The 21,296-nt window shown below is 67.7% G+C and carries 23 protein-coding genes and 2 tRNA genes; 17 read left to right on the top strand and 8 right to left on the bottom strand.

Annotated elements, in window-relative coordinates; all coding sequences use genetic code 11:
- Positions 1-3: 3 nt before the first annotated feature.
- The 4 genes from CLV67_RS00125 to CLV67_RS00110 form a co-directional block, all read right to left on the bottom strand.
- On the bottom strand, positions 4-2,019 hold the full coding sequence (locus CLV67_RS00125) for an allophanate hydrolase (RefSeq protein WP_307833857.1): 2,016 nt from the start codon (positions 2,017-2,019) through the stop codon (positions 4-6).
- Between the two features lie 264 nt (positions 2,020-2,283).
- On the bottom strand, positions 2,284-2,919 hold the full coding sequence (locus tag CLV67_RS00120) for a GntR family transcriptional regulator (protein WP_106315076.1): 636 nt from the start codon (positions 2,917-2,919) through the stop codon (positions 2,284-2,286).
- Between the two features lie 128 nt (positions 2,920-3,047).
- A complete protein-coding gene (locus CLV67_RS00115; protein ID WP_106315075.1) occupies positions 3,048-3,554 on the bottom strand; it encodes an SRPBCC domain-containing protein in 507 nt (168 codons plus the stop codon).
- Complete coding sequence (locus tag CLV67_RS00110; protein ID WP_106315074.1) at positions 3,551-3,871, bottom strand: ArsR/SmtB family transcription factor; 321 nt, start codon at positions 3,869-3,871, stop codon at positions 3,551-3,553. The genes CLV67_RS00115 and CLV67_RS00110 overlap by 4 nt, the downstream gene beginning before the upstream one ends.
- A 56-nt stretch (positions 3,872-3,927) precedes the next feature.
- On the opposite strand from CLV67_RS00110, the gene CLV67_RS00105 reads away from it, so the two are divergent.
- Together CLV67_RS00105 and CLV67_RS00100 are read left to right on the top strand one after the other, a co-directional pair.
- Positions 3,928-4,608, top strand: coding sequence for a hypothetical protein (locus CLV67_RS00105; protein ID WP_106315073.1), 681 nt, complete (start codon positions 3,928-3,930; stop codon positions 4,606-4,608).
- A gap of 23 nt (positions 4,609-4,631) precedes the next feature.
- On the top strand, positions 4,632-5,627 hold the full coding sequence (locus CLV67_RS00100) for a tetratricopeptide repeat protein (protein ID WP_146168936.1): 996 nt from the start codon (positions 4,632-4,634) through the stop codon (positions 5,625-5,627).
- On the opposite strand, the gene CLV67_RS00095 is transcribed toward CLV67_RS00100, so the two are convergent.
- Complete coding sequence (locus CLV67_RS00095) at positions 5,590-6,249, bottom strand: NAD(P)-dependent oxidoreductase (RefSeq protein WP_106315071.1); 660 nt, start codon at positions 6,247-6,249, stop codon at positions 5,590-5,592. The two genes, CLV67_RS00100 and CLV67_RS00095, sit on opposite strands and share 38 nt — an antisense overlap.
- A gap of 72 nt (positions 6,250-6,321) precedes the next feature.
- Between CLV67_RS00095 and CLV67_RS00090 the strand changes: the two genes are divergently transcribed.
- Together CLV67_RS00090 and CLV67_RS00085 are read left to right on the top strand one after the other, a co-directional pair.
- On the top strand, positions 6,322-7,002 hold the full coding sequence (locus tag CLV67_RS00090; protein WP_106315070.1) for a MerR family transcriptional regulator: 681 nt from the start codon (positions 6,322-6,324) through the stop codon (positions 7,000-7,002).
- A gap of 11 nt (positions 7,003-7,013) precedes the next feature.
- A complete protein-coding gene (locus CLV67_RS00085) occupies positions 7,014-7,970 on the top strand; it encodes a hypothetical protein (protein ID WP_106315069.1) in 957 nt (318 codons plus the stop codon).
- A gap of 5 nt (positions 7,971-7,975) precedes the next feature.
- Here CLV67_RS00085 and CLV67_RS00080 read toward each other — a convergent pair whose 3' ends face one another.
- Complete coding sequence (locus tag CLV67_RS00080) at positions 7,976-9,463, bottom strand: carboxylesterase/lipase family protein (protein ID WP_106315068.1); 1,488 nt, start codon at positions 9,461-9,463, stop codon at positions 7,976-7,978.
- A 147-nt stretch (positions 9,464-9,610) separates the two neighbouring features.
- Between CLV67_RS00080 and CLV67_RS00075 the strand changes: the two genes are divergently transcribed.
- The 7 genes from CLV67_RS00075 to CLV67_RS00045 all read left to right on the top strand — a co-directional run bounded on the left by CLV67_RS00075 (position 9,611) and on the right by CLV67_RS00045 (position 14,597).
- Positions 9,611-9,859, top strand: a complete 249-nt coding sequence (locus CLV67_RS00075) for an LPXTG cell wall anchor domain-containing protein (protein WP_106315067.1) — start codon at positions 9,611-9,613, stop codon at positions 9,857-9,859.
- Between the two features lie 1,448 nt (positions 9,860-11,307).
- Positions 11,308-11,721 (top strand): hypothetical protein, encoded by a 414-nt coding sequence (locus CLV67_RS00070; RefSeq protein WP_146168935.1) that lies wholly within the window; start codon positions 11,308-11,310, stop codon positions 11,719-11,721.
- Between the two features lie 19 nt (positions 11,722-11,740).
- Complete coding sequence (locus CLV67_RS00065; RefSeq protein ID WP_106315065.1) at positions 11,741-12,079, top strand: WXG100 family type VII secretion target; 339 nt, start codon at positions 11,741-11,743, stop codon at positions 12,077-12,079.
- The gene (locus tag CLV67_RS00060) at positions 12,079-12,816 is read left to right on the top strand and encodes a hypothetical protein (protein WP_106315064.1); all 738 of its coding nucleotides are present in this window, start codon (positions 12,079-12,081) and stop codon (positions 12,814-12,816) included. Before CLV67_RS00065 ends, CLV67_RS00060 begins: the two co-directional genes overlap by 1 nt.
- Entirely contained in the window at positions 12,813-13,106 is a 294-nt protein-coding gene (locus CLV67_RS00055) for a hypothetical protein (protein WP_106315063.1), read from the top strand. The genes CLV67_RS00060 and CLV67_RS00055 overlap by 4 nt, the downstream gene beginning before the upstream one ends.
- 814 nt (positions 13,107-13,920) lie before the next feature.
- Complete coding sequence (locus CLV67_RS51630; protein WP_170153704.1) at positions 13,921-14,199, top strand: site-specific integrase; 279 nt, start codon at positions 13,921-13,923, stop codon at positions 14,197-14,199.
- A 146-nt stretch (positions 14,200-14,345) separates the two neighbouring features.
- A complete protein-coding gene (locus CLV67_RS00045) occupies positions 14,346-14,597 on the top strand; it encodes a hypothetical protein (protein ID WP_203736971.1) in 252 nt (83 codons plus the stop codon).
- 78 nt (positions 14,598-14,675) lie between these two features.
- On the opposite strand, the gene CLV67_RS00040 is transcribed toward CLV67_RS00045, so the two are convergent.
- A tRNA-Gly gene (locus tag CLV67_RS00040) sits at positions 14,676-14,749 on the bottom strand.
- A gap of 130 nt (positions 14,750-14,879) precedes the next feature.
- Here CLV67_RS00040 and CLV67_RS00035 point away from each other — a divergent pair.
- The 6 genes from CLV67_RS00035 (at position 14,880) to CLV67_RS00010 (ending at position 20,277) form a co-directional block, all read left to right on the top strand.
- Positions 14,880-14,953 (top strand) — tRNA-Pro (locus CLV67_RS00035).
- A gap of 36 nt (positions 14,954-14,989) precedes the next feature.
- Positions 14,990-16,333: a trigger factor gene (gene tig, locus CLV67_RS00030; protein ID WP_106315061.1), complete on the top strand. Its 1,344-nt coding sequence runs from the start codon at positions 14,990-14,992 to the stop codon at positions 16,331-16,333.
- 208 nt (positions 16,334-16,541) lie between these two features.
- The gene (locus tag CLV67_RS00025) at positions 16,542-17,180 is read left to right on the top strand and encodes a ClpP family protease (RefSeq protein ID WP_093620423.1); all 639 of its coding nucleotides are present in this window, start codon (positions 16,542-16,544) and stop codon (positions 17,178-17,180) included.
- 11 nt (positions 17,181-17,191) lie between these two features.
- Positions 17,192-17,848 carry an ATP-dependent Clp protease proteolytic subunit gene (locus CLV67_RS00020; RefSeq protein WP_093620424.1) on the top strand — a complete coding sequence of 219 codons (657 nt, stop codon included), beginning with the start codon at positions 17,192-17,194 and terminating at the stop codon, positions 17,846-17,848.
- A 216-nt stretch (positions 17,849-18,064) separates the two neighbouring features.
- Positions 18,065-19,357 (top strand): ATP-dependent Clp protease ATP-binding subunit ClpX, encoded by a 1,293-nt coding sequence (gene clpX / locus CLV67_RS00015; protein ID WP_106315060.1) that lies wholly within the window; start codon positions 18,065-18,067, stop codon positions 19,355-19,357.
- Positions 19,358-19,482: 125 nt separating this feature from the next.
- Complete coding sequence (locus CLV67_RS00010) at positions 19,483-20,277, top strand: carbon-nitrogen hydrolase family protein (RefSeq protein ID WP_106315059.1); 795 nt, start codon at positions 19,483-19,485, stop codon at positions 20,275-20,277.
- Positions 20,278-20,532: 255 nt separating this feature from the next.
- Here the strand turns inward: CLV67_RS00010 and CLV67_RS00005 are convergent, their stop codons facing one another.
- Complete coding sequence (locus CLV67_RS00005; RefSeq protein WP_106315058.1) at positions 20,533-20,748, bottom strand: hypothetical protein; 216 nt, start codon at positions 20,746-20,748, stop codon at positions 20,533-20,535.
- Positions 20,749-21,296: the final 548 nt, after the last annotated feature.

Here is a 21,296-nt window from a genome sequence, read left to right as displayed (position 1 = left end):
GATTCAGTTCCCTTCAGGCGGTGGTTCCGCCAGCCGCCGCTGGCGGTTCTGCCGGTGACCGATGGCGGTGGTTCCGCCGGCCGCCGCTGGCGGTTCTGCCGGTGACCGATGGCGGTGCTTCCGCCAGCCGCCACTGGCGGTGATGTCACGGGCGCCGCGCACCGCGTACGCCTCACACAGAAAGCCGGTGACCTCGGCGCCGTCCTCCAGCAGGAGCCGTCCCAGCGACAGCGGCGCCGGGATGCCCGTGAGGAAGCCGCCGACGGCCTCGGCCGGCAGTCGCCACAGTTCGATCTCGACGGTGGCGCCGCCCTCGTCGACGCGGACCAGCCCCGGGGCGCCCGACGGCAGCTCGTACATCCGGTAGACGGGCGCGGTCCGGCCGGCCCCGACCAGCGTTGCGCCGCGTTCGAGCAGCTCACCGTTGCGGGGCTCGCCACTGAGATGCAGCCCCACGACAGCGACGGTCATGCCCGCCGCATCCGGCTCGATCCCGTCCGCTCCGGTCCCGCCTGCTCCGGTCCCGCCTGCTCCGGTCCTGTCCGCTTCGGTCCCGTCCGCTCCGGTCCGGGTCGGTCTGGTTGCGCCCGGCCCCGTGGCGCCCGGCCCGGTCCCGGTCCCGCCCGGGCCTGCGCCGCCGAGTACGCGGCCCCGCAGCGTGTGCCCGGCCGCACTCTCGGGCTCGGGGTAGAGAGACCGGGCCAGCGTCATCAGTGAGTCGTCACTGAACGCCGGTCCGAACAGCGTCAGCGACGCCGGACGGCCGTCCTCGGTGAACCCGTTCGGGATCGTCACCGCGGCCATGTCCAGCAGATTCGCGAACTGGGTGTACCGCCCGAGAATCAGATTGCGCCCGATCGGATCCGCGGCGATCTCGGCATGTGTGAACGTCGTGCCGATGGTCGGCAGGACCAGCACATCGATCCGTTCCCACATCCGGTCCGCCGCCGCACGCAGCTCCCGCAGGCGATGCCGCCCCCGGAACGCGTCAGCCGCGCTGAACCCGGACCCGGTCTCCAGAACCCGGCGCGTGACCGGCAGGACCGACTCCGGGTGTGCGGCCAGGAAATCCCCGAGATCGGCGAGGCGCTCGGCTACCCAGGGCCCGCGATAGAGCAGGTCCCCGGCCTCGAGCAACGGCCCGATGTCCACGGTGGTGTCCCCGGCGAACCGCGCGTAAGCCTTCTCCTGCCCGCTGTCCCCGAAGAAGTCGAGACCTTCCGCGACCCCGACCCGTGCCTTCTGTCCTGGCTGGCTCTCCCCGGCTTGCCGGGCCTCCCAGCCTTCCGGGGTTTGCCGCACTTCCCGGGTTTGCCGGGCCTCCCAGCCCTGCCGGGTTTGCTGCGCCTCCACGGCTTGCGGGGCGTCCCGTGCCCACGGGTCATCCGGCACGCGGCCACGCGCGACACGCATCACCGACTCGGCCAGGGACATCTCGCGGGCGAAGACGGAGACGCAGTCCAGAGACCGGCACGCCGGAACCACCCCGAGCGTGCTGAGCAGCCCCCGGGTCGGCTTGATCCCGACGATGCCGTTGAGCGCCGCCGGCACCCGCCCCGACCCGGCAGTGTCGGTGCCGAGCGAGAAGGCCACCGACCCGTTGGCGACCGCGACCGCCGACCCCGAACTGGACCCGCCCGAGATCAGCCCGCCACCGAAGACGCTCTCCGGTGCCCCGTACGGCGACCGCGCCCCGGTCAGCCCCGTGGCGAACTGGTCCAGGTTCGTCTTGCCGACGACGATCGCACCGGCGTCGATCAGGCGCTGCACGACCGGCGCGTTGCGTTCCGGCAGGTAGGCGAAGTCCGGGCATCCGGCAGTGGTCGGCAGCCCCGCAACGTCGATGTTGTCCTTGACCGCGAAGGTCACCCCGGCCAGTGGCAGCTCCGGATCGACCGCGTCGGCGCGAGCATGCAGCTCCGCCGCCGTGAACCGGCTGATCCAGACCCCGTCCGGCGCCGGCGCGGCGAGCGCTTGATCGACGTTCTCGTGTGCCTCCACATCGTCGATTGTCGACAATTCTGTTTCACTCAGGACCGCGTTGTGTAACGCCCCGATTTCCCACCGCTAACCGCCATCATGTGACGCCAGTGAAACCCACCCGCCGGACACCCGCCCGACCAGCCGAGCGAGCCCCGGCGGAGCGTGGCCTGTCAGAGCGTGGCCAGCCGAGCGAGCCCCGGCGGAGCGTGGCCCGGCGGAGCGAATCCCGGCGGAGCGTGGCCCGGCGGAGCGAATCCCGGCGGAGCGTGGCCCGACGGAGCGAAAGCCAGCCGAACCCCGTCAGTTCAAGTAGGTGCGGGCGCCGTGCCCGCCGAGAGCCTCCAGCAGAGCGTCGGCGTCACCGTGCTCCGCCGCCTCGAACAGCCGCTCGTGCCGCAGCACCCCGTCCAGCGCCCGCGCGGTCTCGGCCTCACGCCGCATGTTCACCGCCATGTAGAGCTGAATCCGCACCAGGATCGACTCATACAGCCCGGTGAGCTGCCGGTTTCCGCTGAGCGCCACCACCTCGACATGGAACCGCCGGTGCGCGTTGGCCAGCTCCAGCCGGTCGTCGGCCTCGGTCGCCTTACGGATTGACTCGAGGGCGGACCGCAGCCGGCTCAGGTCGCGTCCCGGGGGAGTGGTGGTCACCGCGTGGCGCTCCAGGACGTCGCGAACCTCATACAGCTCGCGCACGTCGTCGTCGGACAGTGTGGCGACCCGCGCACCCCGCCGCGGGATGTGCTCGACGAGACCCTGCTCCGCGAGCAGCCGCATCGCCTCGCGCAGTGGCGCCCGGCTGATCCCCAGACGGCGGGTCAGCTGCTCCTCGACCAGTCGCTCACCAGGATCGGTCCGTCCGCTTAGGATGTCTCGCTTCAGGCGGTCGACGGCGAGCTCGACGAGGCTGTACGTCTCCAACTCCCCGTCGCTCACGCGGCAAGTCTGCCAGCCCGTGCTGGTGCGGCACGGGCTGGCCCCGGACGCACCTGCACGGGCCGGCCCCGGACACAACCGGAGGGGCCGGCCCCGGACACAACCGGAGGGGCCGGCCCCGGCGCGGATCAGGCGCCGGCCATGATCTTGCCGGTCTCCAGCAGGGACTTGAGGTCGCTGAGCACCCAGGCCCAGCCGCCACCACCCTCGGCGCCGGCCTCCTCGTTGCCGCGGATCATCGCGGCGGTGGCTGGGGCGCCCGGCGTCTCGTGGGTGATGGTGACCCGCTGAACCCCGGCGCCCGCCTCCTCGATGTCCCAGGTCAGCGTCGTGAACGGCTCGGCGCCGGTGGTCGGGTCCATCAGCATCCGCCAGGTCTGCACGAGCCGGCGCGGCGGCTCGGCCTCCAGCACCTCGCCATCGAGGATGATCTCGGGCATGTCGAACCCGTTGGCGGCCGCGTAGTCCTTCATCCCCTGGTTGGCCGTCGAGTAGAACCGGCCGCCCTTCTTCAGCTCGAAGAACTGGGGCGCGGCGTAGGCGTACTGCTGGTTCCACTCGGGGTCGGTGATGGCCTGCCAGACCTTGTCGGCCGGTGCCTTGATCCAGATGCGGAAGACCTGGGTGTCGCTCATGACTCTTCCTCCAGCGTTCGCTTGAGATCGATCAGTGCGGTGATGTGCTGCTCGGTGAACTTGTCGATCCACCGGTCGTGGATCTGCCGGATCGGCACACTGTTGAGGTAGTGCAATTTCTCGCGTCCGGAGCGGCGCACGACGACGAGACCCGCCTCCTCGAGCACGCGCAGATGCTTGGCGACCCCGAACCGGGTCATCTCCAGCTCCGACTCCAGCTCGGTGAGCGTGCGGCCGTCACGCGCGAACAGCAGGTCGAGCAGGAATCGACGGCTCGGGTCGGCCAATGCCTTGAACACCCGATCGTCGTCTGTCATGACTCCAAGTTATGTGACCATTTGGTCACCTGTCAAGCCGGTGGAAGAATCGCGGCATGCCGCTGCGTGCCCACCTGGCCGGTCTCTTCGATCCGCCGCCCGACCCGGAGGTGCTCACCGACGCCGACGGCTGGACCGCCGACCCCGAGTTCTGGCCGGCCTACCTGCTGGTGGCCGCGTCCGCCTGGACGGCACCGCTGTCGTTCGACGCCGACCCGGCCGACGTCGAGCAGTACGCCGAAGCGCTGCACGACACCGACTGCTGGCCCCATCTGACAGTTGACCTGCACAGCGGCCACCGCCTGCACATCCTCTTCCGCAACCACGAGGACGATCTGGGACTGGACTACCTGCTCCAGCCGGCCGGCACGGACGACCTGATCGAGGTCGTCACGCTGGAGGGCCACTTCCGTGGGCCGGCCCTGTCCTGGAGCGAGTTGGAGACCTTCGCCGACCGGCCGCGGGCGCTGCTGCTCCTCCTGCCCATGCTGGGCGCCGACGACCGCCCGGCCGACGCCGGGGGCAGGGTGTCGGCCGCGCTGACCGCTGTCGGCGTCCGGCGCAACCGGCGGAAGCTCGCCCGCGAACTGCTCACACCGGGTAACCGGATGTGGGGCTCCGTCGAGTGGGTGGAGAGGGCCGGCGCGCTCGTGTGCCTGGGTCGGCACAGCGTCCGCGGCCCGGACTGCCCACCCGAACGCCGCGCTCTGCTGGCCGAGGCCTTCGGCGGCGGCTGATCATGAACGGCTACGCTCCCGCCGTGTGGCCATTCAGCACCAGGCGGTCCGCCGCCGACGAGGACGACGCTCCCGAGTTCTGCTACTACCTCGGTGACCCCGGCGCGGAGCGGCTGCACTTCGTGCTGCGCAAACGCGACTGGGACACCGCCCGGGCGATCCTGTCGACGCCCGATCCGGAGCACCGCGAGTTCTACGTGCGCACCGCGGCCGCCACCTCGGGAATCGAGAAGTGGATCAGCGGCCCGATTCGCGAGGAGCCGGAATCGGCCCTGCCGCTGCTGATCAAGGCGGCCCACATGGTGATCTGGGCGTGGGACCTTCCCGGGGCCGGTACGCGCCCCGACGCGCCGGACGCGGGCACCGAGCAGGAGCGGGCCGCCTGGACCGCACGGTTCCGCCAGGCGGACGAGCTCCTGGATCAGGCGCTGGCGCTCGACCCGGCCAACGCCGACGCGTGGGCGTTCAAACTGGAGGTCAGCCGAGCCCTGCGGATGCCCCAGGTGGAACGCTGGCGGCGGTTCGAGCGGCTGATCGAGATCGCGCCGGAGCACTGGGGCGGCCACGAGGAGATGCTGTTCTGCCTGAGCCCGGCCTGGGGCGGCAGCAACGAGGCGATGTTCGACTTCGCTCGCACCCGTGCACGCGCCCGGCCCGGCACCCATCTTCCGGTCCTCGTCGTTCTGGCCCATCTGCGGCGCCTCAATGAGGTGAACCGGCTCCAGGACCCCGAGAACAAGCTGCCCACGGTGGATCACACCTACCTTGAGCAGGATGAGGTCACCGACGAGATCTGGGACGCCGCGCGGATGTCGGTCTGGCACGACGACTACGCGTCGACACTGCTGACGCCGATCCTGTGGAACAACTTCGCCTACGCGTTGTACGTCGGTGACCAGTACAACGGCGCGTGGAGCATGTTCGAGTCGATCGGGGACGACTGGATCATGAACTCGCCCTGGGACGACATGGACTACTTCCTCAAGTGCCGGCAGACCACCCGCGAGCGGAAGGACTGAGGGTGACCGCGGTCGTCGTCCGGCCGATCGCCGCGTAGTCGCGGACGCTGTCCAGCAGCGCCCGTGCGAGGTCCGCCCGGCGCAGCTGCGCACCGAGAGGCAGACGCAGCGACTCACCGAGTGCGAGACGCCCGCTCGGTGGCCCGTCGACCAGCCGGGGCGCCCGGATGATCGTCCACTCCAGCGGCGACGCCACGATCGCGTCCTCGGCCCGGGACGCCTCCGGGATGCGGCCGGGACCGGCCAGACGCGGCCAGAGCAGCCGCGCGGGCCGGGTCTGTGCGGTGACGCTCGAGCCAACCCCGATCGAGGACACGGCCAGCAGCCGCCGGGTACCCGTGACGGCCATCGCGGCGACCAGGTTGGCAGTGCCCGACGACCGCACGGTTCCGGCCGCCTGACCTCGCCGGACGCCGAGTGCTGACACGACGACGTCCTGGCCGGCGAGGGCGGCTTCCAGTGACGCCGGATCGGTGACGTCTCCGATCACGGCGTCGACCTCCGTGGGCAGGGTCGCCCGATCGCTCTCCCGCCTGATCAGCACGGTGACCCGTTCCCCCTGCTCGAGCGCCTGACGGACGACCTCTCGCCCGGTGCCTCCGGTGGCTCCGATCAGCAGCATTCTCCGTACCCACCTCTCCTGAAGTTGTTTTGGATAGTAGGGCTATCCACTATCCATGTCTAGGATGGTGGCATGCGCATGGGGGAGCTGACTAGGCGAGCGGGCGTGACCAGCGCCACGGTGAAGTGGTACATCCGCATCGGCCTGATCCCGCGCGGCGAGTCGACCGCCCGCAACCAGGCCGTCTACGACGAACGTCACCTGCACCGGATCCGCCTGATCCGGGCGCTCCTGGAGGTCGGCCGCCTCTCTGTCGAGCAGGTCCAGCAGCTGCTGGCCGCCGTCGACGACCCGGCCCTGTCCCCGGCCGACATCGCGGCCGCCGCCCATGCCGCGATCTCCCGGCCGACCGGTCACGCGGACGGCGACGAGGCACTGCCCGTGGTGGACGACTACCTGCGAGCGCGTGGCTGGTCGATCGCGCCGGATTCACCGGCCCGGCGTGACCTGGCCGCCGTGTTGTCCGCACTCGGCCGGCTGACCGGCCCCGTCGGCAATGACGTGGCCGCCCCGCCGGCCGCGACCGGAGCGGACATCGCTCACCTGCTCGACCCGTACGCCGACGCCCTCGAACCCCTGGCAGTGGCGGAGGTCACCGGTCTGCCGCCACGGGAACAGCGTGCGGAACTGGTCGAGCGGATCGTGCTCGGCACCGTCCTGATGGACCAGGCGATCAGCGCCCTGCGCCGCCTCGCGCAGGAGAGCGCCTTCCACGCGTCCGTTGATCTTCCGGCCGGGCGTCGCGAGCCTTAGGCTCACCGCCCGTGTGGCCATTCAAGAAGCGGCAGGAAGCCGCCCCCGACGCACCCGAGTTCTGCAGCTACCTGGGCGATCCGGAAGCGGAACGCCTGGAGGCGGCGCTGCTGAAGAGGGACTGGGAGACGTCCCGCGAGATCCTCACCGCCGCCGGAGGAGAGGAGCGCTCCTACTACGTGGGCGTCGCCGCCGAGACCGCCGGCGTCGAGGAGTGGATCAACGGCCCGATCCGTGACGAACCCGGCTCGACCCTGCCGCTCCTGATCCGCGGCGCCCGCCTCGTCTACTGGGCGTGGGAAGCCCGCGGCGAGGGCGGATCCAGCACGGTCAGCGAGGACGCCTGGAAGGTCTGGTTCCAGCGCCTCCGCCAGGCCGAGGACTGCCTCGACGAGGTCGTCGAGCGAACCCCCGCCGACGCCGAGGCCTGGGAATACCTGATCACTCTCGGACGGGCCCGCCAGCTGCCCAAAGAGGAACGCTGGCGCCGTTTCAACCGGCTGATCGAGGCCGACCCCACCCACTACTACGGCCACACGCAGATGCTCGACGGCCTGATGCGCAAGTGGAGCGGCAGCGACGAGGAGATGTTCGACTTCGCCCGCACCCGCGCCGCCGCCTGCCCCGGCACCCACATCCCGGTGCTGGTGGCCCTCGCCCACATCGAATACGGCCGCGGCAAGGGCGGCACCGACATGCATCAATACCTTCTGCGGGACGACGTGGTCGACGACATCTGGAACGCCTCCCAGCTGTCGGCCTTCCACGACGATTACAAGGAAACCCTCCTGACGCCGTACGTGTGGAACAACTTCGCTTTCACGCTGGGCCTCGGTGGCCAGCACAATGCGGCCGGCAGCCTTTTCGACGTGATCGGTGAGGACTGGATCACCCGTTCCCCGTGGAACACCACGACCAATTTCCAGAAGATCCGCGACCACGTGCGGTCCAACCGCACCGACGACTGATCTCCTCACGCACCCAGCAGCGGCAACGCATCGAAGGAATGCCCGGACCAAAGAGCACGAGAGACCTCTTCCGGGTACGGCATGACGGCCGGACCATCGTCGAAGACCCGCGTGAGACGCCGCTCCACGTCATAGGCGGCCCAGCCCGGTTCGCCGTTGACCGCGAACCGGGTCCACGCGGACCGCATCTCCGCCGACAATGCCACCGTCTCGGCGGTCGGCGGCTGCCCGAGAAGCATGGCGGGCTGCCCCGCGGTCAGATTCCCGAAGATCAGCGGCACGTCCAGCCCATGGCAGGCGCCGAGCACACCACCCATTCCCGGCGCGGTCCACGCCAGCTCATAGAGATGGACCCGCCCACCGCCCGTGACCTGCGCCTCGGCAAGGTGAAGCGACGGCATGCGAAACAGCCAGTCGGAGCGGACCAGCTCGTGCAGCAGATCCGGCCCCGCATCCGGAATACCGTAGGCCCGTGGAGCGAAGACCGCCTCCGCCTCTGCGGCCCGCGCCGGAGTGATCTGCCCGAGCTCACCGGCCATGAACGTGAACAGCCGCTGCTCGTCCCGCGTGTGCCCCGCCATCAGATCGACGCCGCGCCCCGAACCCGCGGCCAGAGCCGCCCAGGGCGTGACCGGCAGAACGTCCCCGTCGATCACCGGAGCGAACAGGATCGACCCGTGAGCGGCCCGCCCCCACCGCTCACCCCGCCCACCGATCCCGGCGAACAGCGAGTCCCCCGCGGCACACAGCAACGCCGGTTCCACCTCGGACAGCTCGGCGACGGTGGCCCGGGCACCCAGCTCACCCGCGATGGCGGCACCGACGTCAACGGCAAGATCAGAAGAAAAGAACGGACTGGGTACGCTCTGCGCGATCGCCCGGCGGAACAGTCCGGCGGCCCGCGGCATGGCCAGCAACGCCGCCACCGAACCACCCCCGGCCGACTCCCCGAAAACGGTCACCCGTCCCGGATCACCGCCGAAGGCCGCGATGTTGTCCCGTACCCATTCCAGAGCCGCGACCTGATCGAGGAGCCCCCGGTTGGCCGGCGTCCCGTCGATCCAGGCGAACCCTTCCACCCCGAGCCGATAGTTGAATGTCACGACCACGACCGGACCGTCCTTCGCGAGCCGGCCACCGTCGTACTCGGGCCGATCCGCCGAACCGAACGCATAGCCGCCGCCGTAGATCCACACCATGACCGGCAGGCCCGCACCCGCTCCGGGCTCGGGCGACCACACGTTGACCGTCAGCCAGTCATCGCCGCCACCACCTGAATCACCGAGCACGCCACTCTGCGGCGCGGCCGGCCCGAAAGTCAGCGCGTCGCGTACGCCGTCCCATCCCGTCATCGGCTCAGGAGCCGCGAACCGCAGAGCCCCGACCGGCGGCCGGGCGTAGGGAATCCCACGGAAGACCGCGAGGCCGTCCTCCCAGCCACCACGAAGGCAGCCGGCATCGATTCGAACCTCAGGCGCCGGAATCCCCGTCATGACCCGGCATCATCAAGCTCGCCCGCGCTAGATCACCAACCATTTACGTGCACAAGGCCGCGCAGCAGACACTCGACAACGGAACCATCGACGCGTCCCTGACCTACCTCAACTCGGGCCTGTACGCCGCACGCGAGCTCCGACTGCGTGTCGCAGTCCTCAGCCTCACCCAGTGCCATCTCGAGGGCCTCTCCCAGCGCCACGGCCACCGCCTCCGCCGGTCCGGCCACCCCCGACGGCGAGGACACCGGAAACGGCGACGACGGTGGGCTGCCCGTGACAGGCTCCAGCACCGGGATCGTGGCCGGAGCCGACGGCGCGCTCCTGCTCCTCGGCGGAGCCGGCTACCTGATCGGACGCCGCCGCCGTTCCCGCTCCGTGGCACAGCCGACCTGACCGCGCCCGGACGAACGCTCCACCGAGCCGGGCGCGATCAGTTCCGACCCATGCTTCGACCTCGAACTCGATCACGCCAAGTCGCTACAGGCAGCCTGGTGGGCACCATTGCCAGGTGGCAAGCCGTTGCGGCGGCGGCCTCGACGATGCCACCAGCCGAACGAACGGCATCGAGGAACCTGCTTCAGGCGATCCCGAACACGGCCGTCCGCGAGGAAATTCAGACACCTTTCGAGGTCGACGTCTCCGACACTTTGCCGACCACCGGGCGCGGTAGTCGTGCCGGTGCGATGGCGGTGCCCTCAGCCCTCCGCCTTGCCACCCGCCCGCCGCCCTCCGCCCGCCGCCCTCAGCCCGAGTAGCCCCGGGCCGATGAACGACCACGACGGGCGGGTTCCGTGTGCCGCCGGCCGCCCGCAAGCCGTGGAGCACACGCCCAGGCTTGCGTATGCTCCCGACGTCGTAGGGAGAGACAGCGAGCTCCCACAGTGCGGGTCCGTGGACGTTTGCCGTCGCCATCGCGACGGCAGGGTCGCTCGCAGCCGCTAGGTGTGACCCCACCGCCGCACCACGGCCCTCACAACACCGCTTCCCGTAACACCGCTCTCCCGGGCACTGGATCAGGCCGCGTTCTTAACCCAGCTATGGAATCCCGCTGTTATCAGGTCCTCCTCCATAGCTCACGGTCCCGCCCCAGACCTGGAATCTCGCTTGAAGCAGAGGCCGTGCCGGATCCCGGGTCACGATTGGCACCAGCCCCCGGATCGCCACCGTCGCCCGGGTTCTTGCGCTCGCCGAGCAGGTGCCGCCCCGATAGGTGGCGTTGATCACCGTCGCTGCCTTCGCCGACCTCCGGTGGGACGAGCTGGCCACGCTCCGCCGGTGCGACATCGATCCGGCGGCCGAGGCGGTGTACCTACCCAGGATGTCGGCGGCTTCGAGATCGTGCCTGGCGGAGCGAACCGCAGCAAGCCGACAGATGACCGGCCCGACGGCGGCGAACGTGATCGTGGTCTCGCCGCGATATCCGATGACACACAAGATCATCCAAGCGGGTGAAACACGAAGGCCCAGGTCGGCGTCACCGCCTCTGACCTGGGCCTTCGCAGTGGAGCGGGTGACGAGAATCGAACTCGCGAATCAGTTTGGAAGGTCACTACCCGTTGTCATGATCCGCCCGGATTGCCTGCTCAGAGGCCCTGTCCGACTACCTGATCATGACCGCTGGAGCCCTACCGCGGCACGGCGAAATGGCACGCCGCTGGCACGTTCCGCAGCGCTCGATCATCACGGCAACGTCCCGCTGAAAGCGACCACCCGAATCGGTGGCAAGCTGCGGAGCGGCGTGGCAGCAACTTGAGCGCGACCCACCGCAGACCCTGAGCGCCCATTTACCCGGCCCGTTCAACTGCGTCGACGCTCGAAGGCTCGACCGGCGGAGCCCGTCGATGGCACGACTTCCTTGGTATGGCGTCGACCCGGCAAGTTATCGCAAGTCGGACAGTGATGAACCGAACATCGCCCGAGGTGGATACACCCTTGCGACTGCTATTGCTGCCGGAGGAACCGTGAGCCTGGACGACCCGACCGAACAGATGCGCTGGTATGCAGGGCTGGCCTTGATCTTCTTCGCGGCTGTGCCGGTGGGCGGTATGGCCCTCGTGGCTTCGGACGGCGACGACGGTGGTGCCTGGGCGCCGGTCATCGCCGCGGCACCGATCAACCTCGTCTGCATCGTGTTCGCGGTGCTGAGCATGGCTGCCCGCGACCCGCGTGCCTCGTCTCGACGGTTGGCGATCGCCGGCGGCCTGGTCCTGCTCGGCGATGCCGTGCTGTACGGCATCCATTCACTGATCACCTGACGACTGCGGGGAGAAGTCGATGTCTGAGTTGCGGGTTCATCCACCTGGTCTCACCGGCTATAGCGATCTCCTGGGCCGGGCCTCCGGGGACGCCCAAGCCTGCCGGAGCTATGTCGACCAGTGGGTTCCGGTGATCGACATGGTCTCCGGAGGAATCATTAATCCGCTTACCTACGAGCACATAGGTGTCCGGGAACGGATCACCGCCATGCTGACCAAGGCAGTGGCAGTCCTTGAGACATCGCAGCAGAGCCTCAACACCGCCGTGAAGGTATATCGGGACACGGATCAGCGGGCCGCCGCAGAGATCGACGGGACGTATCCGGAGGTACAGCGGCCGATCGCCGGGGTGATCTGATGCCGTACAGCGATTTCGCGGATCCGCTGGGAGACCTGGTCAGTCCGGCCGGCCACAGTGAGTCGATCCTCGGGCAGCCGTTCAGCAACATCGGGGTCGGGCTCGACTGGCTCAGCCCGACGCACATCGTCAACGAGTTCGTGAAGGTCACGACCGGCTACGACATCTTCGGCGACGCGGCCATGGCGTTCACCGGCGACTGGGAAGCCGTTTGGACCTCGGCCGGGGCCTTCCGGAGCCTCGCCGGTGCGTTGCAAGGTATAGGGGTCAACGTCGCCCAGGGCAATCTCGAATTGGACGGCGACTGGGACGGCAACGCCGCGGATGCCGCCTACGTGTACTTCACCACGCTCGGCAGCACGCTCAGTGAGATGTACGGGCCGCTCGTCCGCCTCGCTGCCGCCTATGAGGAAGCCGCGGAGGGCACCTACCGATTGCAGGAGGCTGTCTCAGGTGTTCTGAAGGACCTGATGGACAGCGCGATGATCGGGGCACTGGGCGCTTCCGTCGGCACCGCGACGATCGAGACAGGCGTGGGGTTCGTTACCGGTTGGGGAATCGCGGCGTACGAGGCCTGGAAGGTCACCGAGCTGACCAGCCGTGCAAGAAAGATCATCGCGACGGCTCAGGCTCTGGCGAACGGCAGCATGGGGCTGATCCAGAGCGCCGCAACCGATGTTGATGCACTCGCGGACCGGCTTCCGGCGCCATACGAGCACCCAGGGACGGCGAAATGAGCTACCAAGGACGATCGCGGGGCGAACAGCAACTCGTCGAACAGCTACTGATCCATCTCCAACGTGAGGCCGATGACGAGCGCCTCCGCGACCTGGCAAGCGATGTCCTCGGCGGTCGGCTCTCACTGCGGGAGGCGATGGCGTCATCGGTTTACACCGAGGCGGTAGCGCCTGCCATGAACGAATACAGCGAGCGATACACGGCCATGGACCAGAAGGACCGAGACACTGAGGCACAGCGAGCTGGGGCCATCGTGCGGAAGCTCGAAGAGGCGGACCAGAGCCAGTAGTGGTAGAGCGTTGCCCTTGGCCACCCTGTCTCACGTTGGCCGGTGCGCCGGCCGATGCCGGCCGGAGGCCGCCAGCAGGCCGAGCGCGTCCGGCCGCGCCGCGCTCGCGCGGCGCCTTGATCTAGTAGAGATCAAATCGGCAGTTTAGAGTTTTGCCTAAGCTGTTTCGTCGTCTAAAAAGCTCGTAGTGATGATCTTTACAAGGGTCACCTCTTCACCCCATTCAAGGTACGGGCTGAATGCAGGCGTTTAAGGTAAGGCCAAAGAAGCGCTGGCTGGCTCACGCCCGAATGATGTACCGGCGTCAACGGTCCCTTCGTTGGCGTGCCTCTCGCCAACTGCGTCAGGTACGGCATGACACCAGTGAAGGTTCCGTTCGGCGTCGTCTCGGGCAAAAAGTATGGGCGGCTTTGGGGCTTCCCCTACGTTATGCCACTCTTTGTTCCCATTGCTGTTGCATCAATCGCTACACTCGAGACCTGGACGCCTGTCTTCAAGAATTCTTTACCGCCACTCAAGGTCTTTCAAAATGTAGCGGACACCAGGAATCTTCTTGGGCTGCTATGGCAGGTTGAGGGTTCGATCCTAGAACTGGTGACGGCTGTTATTCTCTTCGCATTTGAAGGGCTGGCCCGTTCTAGACCCGGAATTGCGCTGTGGGGATACGCTGGCCGTTCTGGGCTTGCTCAACACTTGATGCTAGGGGCTACAGGTCTCTCGTCGATTCTGGTTATGCTTTTCTGGTCCTCGACGCGTCGCCAGCGTCGCCCAGGTCCTCGCGCTCGCCGAGCAAATGCCGCCCCGATACGTGGCGTTGATCACGGTCGCTGCGTTCTCCGGCCTCCGCTGGGGCGAACTGGCCGCACTGCGGCGGTGCGACGTCGACTTGGCGGCCGGGACCGTACGCGTACCCCGGAAGTTGGCGGCTTTGAAGTCGGGCCTGGAGTTCGGCCCGCCGAAGTCGGCGGCAGGAATCCGGGTCGTTGCTCTTCCGGCAGTTGCCCGCAAGGCCCTGATCAGTCACTTGGGGAAGTTCACCGGCGCGCACCCGGACGCGCTGATCTTCACCGGCGACAAGGACATGCCCTTGTGAACCGGCAACTTCCGGCGGGCGGTGAAGTGGGCGAAGGCGCTGGCGGACGCGGGGATGCCAGCGGGATTCCACTTCCATGACCTCCGGCACACCGGCAACAACATCGCAGCGGCGACGGTGCCAGCACGCGGGAGCTGATGCACCGGATGGGCCACGCCAGCATGCGGGCGGCTTTGATCTACCAGCACGCGACGAGCGAACGAGACCGCGAGATCGCCGAGAGCATGGACAAGCGGATCACCAAGGGCACGAAGGCCGGGAAGCCGGTGAAGGATCCGGCCAGCAAGCCGGCGAAGGCCGCGGGCGGCAAGCGAGCGAAGCGCAGCAAGCCGACAGACACCGCACCCGGCACCGGCAAGGCGGCCAAGCGCGACCGGAGCCCGAGGTTCGACACGTAATGGCACGCAAGATCATCCGGGCGGGTGAATGACGAAGGCCCAGACCAGCGAAACCACCGCTGACCTGGGCCTTCGTGTTGGAGCGGGCGACGAGAATCGAACTCGCGTAATCAGTTTGGAAGACTGAGGCTCTACCATTGAGCTACGCCCGCATGACCCCCGAGAAGCTCGGGGCTCGTGCACAGCTTACTGAATCAACTCCCGTCCGCGCGAACCGGATTCCCCAGCAGGTGACTCCAGCGCACACGCAGGCAAGCGGACCGCATACACTGGCCGACGCCACGGGGTGTGGCGCAGCTTGGTAGCGCACTCGCTTTGGGAGCGAGGGGCCGTGGGTTCAAATCCCGCCACCCCGACTGACACCAACATCCGCAGCAACAAGGAGTACGCCTGTGAAGAGCACCGTCGAGACTCTGAGCCCGACCCGGGTGAAGCTCGCCATCGAGGTGCCGTTCGAGGAGCTCAAGCCGAGCCTGCAGAAGGCGTACCGGGAGATCGGCGCGCAGGTCCAGGTGCCGGGCTTCCGCAAGGGCAAGGTTCCGGCGGCGGTGATCGACCAGCGTGTCGGCCGTGGCGCCGTGCTGAACGAGGCCGTCCAGGAGGCGATCCCGCAGCAGATCCTCGCCGCGGTCCAGGAGCACGACGTCAAGACTCTCGGCCGTCCCGAGGTGGAGATCACCGAGTTCGCCGACAACGCGCCGCTGAAGTTCACGGCCGAAGTCGACGTCCGCCCGGAGATCACCATCCCGGACCTCGACGGGATCAGTGTCGAGGTTCCAGCCGTCGAGATCGGCGACAGCGAGATCGACGAGCAGATCAACGGCCTGCGTGAGCGCTTCGCCACCCTGAAGACCGTCGAGCGTGCCGCTGCAGAGGGTGACTACGTTCAGCTCGACCTGAACGCGACCGTCGACGGCGAGGACGTGCCGGGTGGCTCGGCCACCAACATCTCCCACGAGGTCGGCAGCAAGCAGCTGCTTCCGGGCCTCGACGAGGTGCTCGTCGGCCTGTCCGCCGGTGACGAGGCCGAGTTCACCACCCAGCTCGTGGGCGGCGACTTCGCCGGCCGTGACGCCGAGGTGAAGGTCGTCGTGAAGACGGTCAAGGACAAGCAGCTGCCCGAGGTCGACGACGAGTTCGCCCAGCTGGCGAGCGAGTTCGACACCCTGGAGGAGCTGCGCGAGGACCTGCGCACCCGCGTCACCCGGGTGAAGAAGGTCGAGCAGATCTACGCGGCCCGTGACGAGGCGCTCAAGCAGCTCGTCGAGGCGGCGAACATCCCGGCGCCCGAGGGTGTCGTCAAGGACGAGGTCGAGGGCCGCAAGCAGGCCATGACCGACCAGCTCGAGCGGATCGGCGCGACCCTGGCCGACTACCTGGCCTCTGAGGAGAAGACCGAGGAGCAGATCGACCAGGAGCTGACCGAGGCCGCTCAGGAGGGCGTCCGGATCCAGCTGCTGCTCGACACCGTCGCCGACGCCGAGGACGTCCAGGTCACCGACGACGAGTTCGGTCACGAGATCGTGCACCGTGCCCAGCGTGCCCAGATGCAGCCCCAGCAGTACTACGACCAGCTGGTCCGCTCGGGTGCCGCGGCCGCCGTCTTCGGCGACGTGCGCCGGGGCAAGGCGCTGGCCTCCGTCATGGAGCGGGTCACGATGAAGGACACCGAGGGCAACGTCCTCTCGCTCGACGACCTGCGTTCCGAGGACGACCACGCGGGCCACAACCACTGATCTTCAGGTCTGCCTGACCCGGCCACCGCGCACCGCTCACGGTGCGCGGTGGCCGGTGTGTTTTACGGGGGTACGGCCACGCGATGCGCTGTCAGCGAACAGCTGCCCGAGCGGGAAGCTGATGCGCATCCGACCAGTTAGGTTGGTCGTACGACGGACAACCTGCCGGCCGGATCCCGGCCGACACAGCAAGCTGTGAAGGGCTGCCATGACCGATCTCCACATCCCCACCGGGCCCGTGTCGCGGCGCGGCGGCGGTGACACCCTGAGTGGCAACCTCGACGACTCGGTCTTCAACCGCCTGCTGCGCGAGCGAATCATCTTCCTCGGCAGCGAGGTGACCGACGCGAGCGCCAACCGCATCTGCGCGCAGCTGCTGCTGCTCTCCGCCGAGGACCCGGAAGCCGACATCCACCTGTGGATCAACTCGCCGGGTGGCTCTGTCTACTCGGGTATGGCCATCTACGACACGATGCAGTTCATCGACAACGACGTGCAGACCGTCGCGATGGGCATGGCTGCCTCGATGGGGCAGTTCCTGCTCTGCGCCGGGACGCCGGGCAAGCGTTTCGCCCTGCCGCACGCCCGCATCATGATGCATCAGCCGTCGGGTGGCATGGGTGGCACCGCCGCCGACATCGCCATCCAGGCGGAGCAGATGCTCTACACCAAGCGCATGTTCCAGGAGCGGATCGCGTTCCACACGGGCCAGACCCAGGAGCAGATCGCCGCCGACTTCGACCGTGACCGCTGGTTCACGGCCGAGGAGGCCAAGGACTATGGCTTCATCGACAAGGTGATCACCGGGGCCACGCAGGTCCCGGACGGTGCCGGAACGCTGAACTGAGGAGCTGAACCATGACCGACCTTTCCATGCCTCCCGGGTTCGCTCCGGTGCACAACCGCTACGTGCTGCCCTCGTTCTCCGAGCGCACCTCGTGGGGCATCAAGGAGTCCAACCCGTACAACAAGATGTTCGAGGACCGGATCATCTTCCTCGGCGTCCAGGTGGACGACGCGTCGGCCAACGACGTGATGGCTCAGCTGCTGACGCTGGAGAGCACCGACCCGGACCGCGACATCCTGATGTACATCAACTCGCCCGGCGGCTCCTTCACCGCGATGACGGCGATCTACGACACCATGCAGTACGTCCGTCCCGACATCAGCACGGTCTGCCTCGGTCAGGCGGCCAGCGCGGCAGCGGTGCTGCTCGCCGGCGGCACCCCCGGCAAGCGGATGGCGCTGCCGCACTCGCGGATCATCATCCACCAGCCGGCCACCGAGGGTGGGTATGGCCAGGGTTCGGACATCGAGATCCAGGCCCGCGAGATCATGCGGATGCGGACCCAGCTGGAGGAGCTGATTTCGCACCACTCCTCCAAGCCGGTCGAGCAGGTCCGTAAGGACATCGACCGCGACAAGATCATGACGGCGGACGAGGCCAAGGAGTACGGCCTGGTCGACGTCGTCCTGGCGACCCGCAAGAAGAGCCTGCAGACCGCCGGAGTCTGAAGCTGAGCCTGGGTGTCAGGGGGCCGGCCGGTGGGCGCTAGACTGGCCGACCCCTGACACGCCCGTTTTGGGGGGTCGGAGAACAGCCCCTTTGCGGGTAACGTCGAGTCTGCAGCCTCAGTTACGCGGGTCGGCGGACGATAGATGGCAACGAGGCAATCCGTCCTCGCGCAAGGTTCGGTCGGCAGCCGGCCATTGAATGCAGGGAGACCGTAGGTGGCACGGATCGGTGACGGTGGCGACCTACTCAAATGCTCCTTCTGTGGGAAGTCGCAGAAGCAGGTCAAGAAGCTCATCGCGGGCCCTGGGGTCTACATCTGCGACGAGTGCATCGACCTCTGCAACGAGATCATCGAAGAAGAGCTGGCCGAGACCGGCGAGGTGAAGTGGGAAGAACTTCCCAAACCGATGGAGATCTGCCAGTTCCTGGACAACTACGTCGTTGGTCAGGAGCAGGCGAAGAGAGCACTCTCCGTCGCGGTCTACAACCACTACAAGCGGATTCAGGCCGAGTCGAACGGCGCACCCGGCGGGGGTAGCGACGTCGAGGTGGCCAAGTCCAACATCATGCTCATCGGCCCCACGGGCTGCGGCAAGACGCACCTGGCCCAGACCCTGGCCCGCATGCTCAACGTGCCGTTCGCGATCGCGGACGCCACCGCACTCACCGAGGCCGGTTACGTCGGTGAGGACGTCGAGAACATCCTGCTCAAGCTGATCCAGGCCGCCGACTATGACGTCAAGCGCGCCGAGCAGGGCATCATCTACATCGACGAGGTCGACAAGATCGCTCGTAAGAGCGAAAACCCGTCGATCACCCGCGACGTCTCCGGCGAGGGCGTCCAGCAGGCTCTGCTCAAGATCCTTGAGGGTACGGTCGCGAACGTTCCGCCGCAGGGCGGCCGCAAGCACCCGCACCAGGAGTTCATCCAGATCGACACCACGAATGTGCTGTTCATCGTGGGCGGCGCCTTCGCGGGCCTGGATCGGATCATCGAACAGCGGGTGGGCCAGAGCGGCGTGGGCTTCGGCGCCCGGCTCCGGTCGATCTCCGAGCGGAACACCGACGACATCTTCAGCAAGGTGATGCCGGAGGACATGCTCAAATTCGGCCTGATCCCCGAGTTCATCGGCCGGCTCCCGGTCATCACGACCGTCCGCAACCTCGACCGTGATGCTCTCATCAAGATCCTCACCGAGCCGCGGAACGCGTATGTGAAGCAGTACCAGCGTCTCTTCGAACTCGACGGCGTGGAGCTGGAGTTCGACGAGGGCGCACTGGAAGCCATCGCCGATCAGGCCATGCTTCGCGGTACGGGTGCTCGAGGACTCCGGGCGATCATGGAGGAAGTCCTCCAGAACGTGATGTTCGAGGTGCCCAGCAACCCCGACGCCGCCCGTGTCGTGATCACCCGCGAGGTCGTCGTGGAGAACGTGATCCCGACGATCGTGCCGCGCGAGTTCGTCGGCCGTCGTCGCCGTCCGGACCGCGAGGAGAAGTCGGCCTGACCGGCTTCCTGTTCGTCACGCTGCCGTCGCCCCTCCCGAGGGTGGCGGCAGTGCTGTTTCCGAGCGTCTGACGGTCTGGAGGCCACGACCGCTCCGAACCACGCCGATGGCCGTACGCTCGACTCATGCGTGTCGCCGTCTGCCAGCTGAACTCACGTGAAGACCGTGCCCACAATCTGACCGTCGCCCGTGATCTGCTCGAGCGTGCTGCCGCCGGCGGCGCGAAGTTCGCGGTCCTGCCGGAGTACGTGGACTTCCTCGGCCGTTCTGCCGACGCCCCGAAACCGGAGTCGGCCGACGGTGAGTTCGCGGAGTTCTTCGCGTCGGCGGCCAGGGAACTCGGCCTCTGGGTGCACGCCGGTTCCTTCCACGAGACCGGCCCGGACCCCGCCCGCACGTACAACACCTCGCTGATCTTCACGCCGGACGGCAGCCGGGCCGCGATCTATCGCAAGATCCATCTGTACGACGTGGAGATCGCCGGCCGTGTCTCGTACCAGGAGTCCCGCACCGTGGCACCCGGCGGGCAGACCGTGGTGGCCGACGTCGACGGCGTACCCACCGGTCTGAGCATCTGCTACGACCTGCGGTTCCCAGAGCTGTACCGGCAGCTGGCGATCGCCGGCGCCAAGATCCTCGTAGTCCCCGCGGCCTTCATGCTCCACACCGGTAGGGACCACTGGGAGGTCTTGCTGCGTGCCAGGGCGATCGAGAACCAGTGCTACGTCCTCGCCGCGGGCCAGATCGGTGACCACGAACCGGGCCGGACGTGTTTCGGCCGAAGCATGATCGTCGACCCGTGGGGGACGGTCGTCTCCCAGGCACCCGACACCGTCGGCGTCACCTTCGCCGACCTCGACCTGGACCGCCTCGACAAGATCCGCACCGAGGTACCCAGTCTCGCCAATCGCCGCCTCTGAACCTCACGCCGTCGTTCGCGGGGTCCGGTGCGGTCGAGATCGCCGCGGAGCGGACACGGCTGTGGTCGAATCCGGTCACCGCCACCACTCAATAGCGGCGTGGGCCAGACCCTGAGCGATTCGCTGGAGCCGAGAGATGGGCCCGAGGTGTCCGAGCCAGCCAGCTCTGAACTGCCCGGATGACCTTTGGAACGGGCTGTCATCAACCGCTGTGGACCCTGGTGGCTCAGCCCGGTGAACGGAATGTATCCGGCGTCACAAACTCTCCATGATGTAGCTGATCGCGGTCAGAACGAGCACCGCGCCGCCGGCCAGAAGGAGGGCGCCGCCCATCCTCGAAGGGCCGCGCATCAGCAGTTTGCGCGCCGACACCACCACTGTGACCAGCACAAGTAGCCCGATCGCCCACTGCCAGAGTGGAACGAGCAGGCCTAGGACCGCGTCGGCCGCCAGTGCCGGGGGAGTGGCCATGACACCACTCTGTCATGGCGCGCCACCGTCATGTGGACGCTCGGCCCGCGCCGACGGGCATGGACGTCGATTTGCGGTCCGGCGCATGGGTCGCGTAACTTTCTCTCTGCCCGAGGGAAACCGGCACGGAGCGGCACGAAAGTGACATTCCGCAAGGTGGCACGAGGGCGGTCGGCAGCGAGCTATGCTTGAGATCGACGCCGGGCGGTGCGACAAAAAGATCCAAGAAATTGGATTTGCGGTTGCGAAGCCGACCGGGTAGGGTGGTCAAGCCAGCAGGGAGCCGGGCGGTTAGATCGGAAAAGCGATCGTAGGCCGGTTCTGCTAGGGCCCACTTCCCGCACAGCGGGGAACATTCGGGCGTTGCTGACAGAGGGTCAACTCTGGGCGGCGAAAACGACCGGGTACTATTGAGCGGTTGCCTCGATGAAGCCTCAACGGGCTGGACTTCGATGTGCGGTTGTTCTTTGAGAACTCAACAGGGTGCTTGATAAGCCAGTGCCAATTATGGCAATACCCGGGCTTGTCTTCGGACAGGTCTAGGATTC

It is taken from the genome of Actinoplanes italicus (genome assembly GCF_003001815.1).
Lineage (GTDB): Bacteria > Actinomycetota > Actinomycetes > Mycobacteriales > Micromonosporaceae > Actinoplanes > Actinoplanes italicus.
The sequence above is the reverse complement of the archived record's forward strand: the minus strand, read 5'-3'. Positions and strand labels throughout refer to the sequence as shown.